This is a genomic window from Leptolyngbya sp. FACHB-711, assembly GCF_014695615.1.
Taxonomy (GTDB): Bacteria; Cyanobacteriota; Cyanobacteriia; order Elainellales; family Elainellaceae; genus Leptolyngbya_A.
Genome location: NZ_JACJOR010000043.1, coordinates 1 through 4,929, shown reverse-complemented (window position 1 = coordinate 4,929; position 4,929 = coordinate 1). Strand labels below are relative to the sequence as shown.

3 protein-coding genes are annotated in these 4,929 nt (G+C 51.3%); 1 reads left to right on the top strand and 2 read right to left on the bottom strand.

The features are described 5' to 3' along the window. Window positions 1-570 precede the first annotated feature (570 nt). Window positions 571-3,195: an ATP-dependent chaperone ClpB gene (gene clpB, locus H6F80_RS00805; RefSeq protein ID WP_190789722.1), complete on the bottom strand. Its 2,625-nt coding sequence runs from the start codon at window positions 3,193-3,195 to the stop codon at window positions 571-573. A gap of 321 nt (window positions 3,196-3,516) precedes the next feature. Next, window positions 3,517-3,942, bottom strand: a complete 426-nt coding sequence (locus H6F80_RS00800) for a DoxX family protein (protein ID WP_190789721.1) — start codon at window positions 3,940-3,942, stop codon at window positions 3,517-3,519. A 440-nt stretch (window positions 3,943-4,382) separates the two neighbouring features. Between H6F80_RS00800 and H6F80_RS00795 the strand changes: the two genes are divergently transcribed. Continuing rightward, entirely contained in the window at window positions 4,383-4,847 is a 465-nt protein-coding gene (locus tag H6F80_RS00795; RefSeq protein ID WP_199296289.1) for a DoxX family protein, read from the top strand. Window positions 4,848-4,929: the final 82 nt, after the last annotated feature.

The following is a 4,929-nucleotide window of genomic DNA, read 5'->3' as shown; positions in this document are numbered from 1 at the left end:
TCGCTCTACGAGTTTCTGGCGCAGGTCACGGGAATAGGGTTTCATGTCAGGCAGCTTCTAGATGGCACTTCCATTACTCTATCTTGTACCTCGCCAGCCTGGAAAAGGCTGTAAAGGTTATTTGTGATTCCCCAAAACTCTCAAACAGCGGTCTGCCGTTCTGAAACGACCCAAGAGGTTGTTCGTCGATGAGATTGAGGGGAAAACAGTACATGCTCCGGCTAACACATGATGGCAGCGGGCGATCGAAAACCGCCGGTACTGAGTTTGGGTTACTTGGTTTGAAGTTACTTGCTGCCGCTGATTTGAGCCGTAAAGCAGACGATATTATATTGCTGGCAGGGGTAAGGTCTCCTTTGGCACGAGAGCTGTAAAGGATAATAATCTGCGGACTATATTTCTCGCATAAATCGGAAACCACCTGAACGAGAAGAGCTGCCATCGCCTCATCTCCTGTTTGCCATACTGTACGACTGGCAGAGACGATCGCCCCCATTACACCCCAAAAAGCCCCCTGCCGCGAATCGACAGAGGGTTAATCAATCAAACGATCGGGCTAATGACCGCAACCTACAGAGCTGCCAGCAGTTCTGCCGAAAGGCGCTTCAGTGCCAACCGCTCGTTTTCGATATCGACGTAGATCGTATCGCCGTCGTGGAATTCTCCGCGCAGAATGGCTTTAGCGATCGGCGTTTCCAGTTCGCGCTGGATGGCTCGCTTGAGGGGGCGTGCGCCAAATACCGGGTCGTAGCCCACTTCTGCCAGGAAGTCGAGGGCAGCTTCGGACAAGCGGAGCGACATCTTGCGATCGTCCAAACGCTGGGACAGACGATTGACCTGAAGCTGGACAATTTGCCGCAATTCAGAGCGTTGCAGGCTGTGGAAGATGATCAGCTCATCTACCCGGTTCAGGAACTCTGGGCGGAAATTCGATCGCAGAGCATCCATCACGCGCGATCGCATTTCTTCGTAGAGTTCATCGTTGCCTGCCAGGTCGAGAATGTACTGCGACCCAATGTTGCTGGTCATGATGATCACGGTGTTCTTGAAATCGACCGTGCGACCCTGCGAGTCCGTCACGCGACCGTCATCGAGGATTTGCAGCATGATGTTGAACACATCGGGATGTGCTTTCTCGATCTCATCAAACAAAATTACCGCATAGGGACGACGACGAATCGCCTCGGTCAGCTGACCGCCTTCCTCATATCCCACATATCCGGGAGGCGCACCGATCAAACGAGAAACGGCGTGCTTCTCCATGTACTCAGACATATCGATTCGCACCATTGCTTCTTCGGTGTCAAACAGGTATGCCGCCAGAGCCTTCGCCAATTCCGTCTTACCGACCCCGGTCGGACCCAGGAAGATAAAGCTGGCGATCGGTCGATTGGGGTCAGCCAACCCAGCACGAGAACGCTGAATTGCGTCTGCAACTGCCGTCACTGCCTCATGTTGACCCACAACGCGCCGATGCAGCTCGTCTTCCAGGTACAGGAGTTTCTGCATTTCAGACTCGACCAGCTTGCTCACCGGGATGCCCGTCCACTTGGAAATGATTTCCGCAATGTCGGACTCGGTCACTTCTTCGCGCAGCATTGATTTACCGCTGGTTTGCGTCTCGGTCAGCCGCTTTTCAGCTTCTTGCAGCTTGCGTTGCAGGTCGGTGAGTTTGCCGTATTTCAGTTCCGCTGCGCGGTTGAGGTCGTAGTCGCGCTCCGCCTGCTGCACTTCCAGGTTGACGCGATCGATCTCTTCTTTGAGCGTCTGGATCTCAGTGATCACTTCCTTCTCGGACTGCCACTGAGCATTCAGCGTAGTATGCTCTTCCTTCAGATCAGACAGCTCTTTGTCAAGGCGATCGAGCCGTTCGCGGGAACCCGCATCGCTTTCTTTTTGCAGCGACAGCTTTTCCATTTCAAGCTGAAGGATTTTGCGATCGACCTCATCCAGTTCCTCCGGCTTAGAGGTGATTTCCATTTTCAGCTTGGCAGCTGCTTCGTCTACCAAGTCAATGGCTTTGTCTGGCAGGAAGCGATCGGAGATATAGCGGTTCGACAGGGTAGCCGCAGCCACCAGCGAAGAGTCAGAAATCTTGACTCCGTGGTGAACCTCGTACCGTTCCTTGAGACCCCGCAAGATCGAGATCGTGTCTTCCACCGAAGGCTGATCCACATACACCTGCTGGAATCGCCGCTCCAGGGCTGCGTCCTTCTCGATGTACTTGCGGTATTCGTCCAGCGTGGTCGCACCAATACAGCGGAGTTCCCCTCTTGCCAGCATGGGTTTAAGCAGGTTTCCCGCATCCATCGCGCCCTGGGTTGCCCCTGCACCGACAACAGTGTGAATTTCATCGATAAATAGAATAATGCTGCCATTGGAATCCGTGACTTCCTTTAGCACTGCCTTGAGCCGCTCCTCAAACTCGCCGCGAAACTTGGCTCCGGCGATCAGTGCACCCATGTCCAGCGCGATCAGCTTGCGGTCTTTCAGCGATTCGGGCACGTCACCCGCCAGAATGCGCTGTGCCAGTCCTTCCGCGATCGCCGTCTTACCCACGCCCGGTTCGCCAATCAGCACAGGGTTATTCTTCGTGCGGCGCGAGAGAATTTGAATCGTGCGGCGAATTTCGTCATCGCGTCCAATCACCGGATCAAGCTTGCCCTGACGCGCCGCCTCGGTCAGATCCCTCCCATACTTCTCTAGAGCTTCGTACTTGCCCTCTGGGTTTTGATCCGTCACTTTCTGGTTTCCTCTTACCTGATCCACAGTATTCTTTAGTCTATTCTCGTTTAGCTTAAATTCCTGGAACAAGCTCTTGCCGAAGCGATCGTCTCTTGCATACGCCAGCAGCAGGTGTTCGACCGAAATATACTCGTCGCCATACTCTTTCCGCAGCGTTTCAGCCCGATCGAGCAGAGTATCGAGTGAGCGACCCAGATACACCGAACTGCCTGCACCCGACACTTTCGGCTGTTTTTGAATGTATTTTTCCGTGTACTCGCGGACGCGCTGCACGGTCACGCCGAGCTTGTTTAGAATACTCGTTGCCAGTCCTTCTGGCTGCTCCAGAATCGCCAGCATCAAATGCTCTGACTCAAGCTGCTGATGCTGTGCCTGCTTTGCAATATCGGGAGTCCGAACGATCGCCTCCCACGCTTTCTCAGTGAATTGATTTGGGTTGGTTGGCTGCATAGGCACTGAGGGGAATGAAGAATCGCAGGGTCATACTTTTAGCAGTGATGGGGATGCCTCTCACCTGCCACTCAATACCACTGACCCCAGTGACTTTATTTTAGGGAGAATTATGAAGACGAGGCGATCGGGCATCACACCTTTTGATGGCGTAATCTCGTCCCTTCGTGAAGGATTATGACTAGGCAGATAAAGGATTGGCGCGGGTAGCGTGTAATCGTTCTACAGAAGTTTCTGCGCTCTACACATCACGAGCAACGCTTGAGCGGATTCCACTGCTTTCTATTCAGTTCAATTCACGCTATTTAATTCACGGTGCGATTAACCTTCCTGCCTCAGCGAAGCAGATGATTTTGCCCTTGTTCTTCTCCTGGATGCGTCGATACTCCAGATCCCTGGACCATGAGCCGCAATATAGAGAAAAAGGAAACAGTAGAGCATGGCTAACTCACCTCCGTTAACGATCGGGAGAAAGCCTTTTGAAGCATGCAGCATAAAGTAAGCGACTGCCATTTCACCGCTGGCAATAAAGGCCGCATAGCTTGTCAGCAGTCCGATCGCAATCAATAAGCCGCAAACTAACTCCAGCAGTCCCCCAAATCCCAGGAATGAGGTGATGGAGAGGGGTGGTTTACCACCTGGAATACCCAATATCTTTTGAGTGCCATGCAGAGCAAAGGACAATCCTGCAACGATTCGCAAAATTGCGTAAATGTAGGGGGAGTAGCGGGCAAGAAATGGATTCATATTTCTCAGTATTTTTCAGTTCGTAGGTTGTTTGTTTACTCTAGAAGAGATTAGTACGCAGAGTGGACTTCGATCGCCTGAAAGACCTGCTGCAATTGATGCAGTAAACCTCGCAGGCTGCCGATGTCGGCTTGGGGTTAACTTGTTCAGCAGCAATCTGGTTAGTTATCAAAATTCATTCATTTCTACTTCTTCCTTAAGATGGGTTTTGCTAAACCAGTTTGTAATAGATTAGCTTATCTGAACTAGCGCGATCGCCTGCTCTCTCATCTCATGATTCTGTCATTCAGGCAGTTGGTGAAGCAAGTTCCCTATAGACGATCGCAGCTTTAACTCACCCAAGTTAGTAGAAGCCAAAGACAATCAACTCAGAATTGATTTAGCCGAATATATTAGCTAAATACAAAGCACAGATTTTTGTTCATTTTTTGTTCAGCAGTATGATGCAGCAGTACAAACCGCTCTTTCGGTTCATTCTTGCCCTGGCAGTGGTGGCGATCGGTGCTACGCATTTTACCAGCCCAGACTCCCACATTAGAATTGTGCCATCCGTCCTTCCTCATCCCTTGGCACTGGTCTATGGGAGTGGAGTGATTGAGATCCTTGCTGGAATTGGGTTGCTCATTCCTCGTGCCAGTCATGCAGCCGCTTGGGTTTTGGTTGTACTTTTCATTGCTATTTTTCCAGCGAACCTCAACCAGGCAATTCATAATATTCCAGTCTCAGCAATGCCGCATGATCCGCCGCTGATTTGGTTGCGTTTTCCTTTTCAGGTCTGCTTAGTCCTTTGGGCTTGGTGGCTGACTAGAGCCGATGAGGCTGTAGAAACAATGGGCGCGATCGAGCCAGACTCTGATACACCTAAAATCATCCCTGAGAGCAAGGTAAATTCCAATGAACGGTAGCAACTTGGGTGGTAAAGGAGAATTACAATGCAATTGAATTTAATGCTGCTCTGGATCACGCTTTCGTTTGTCGTTGTTGGAG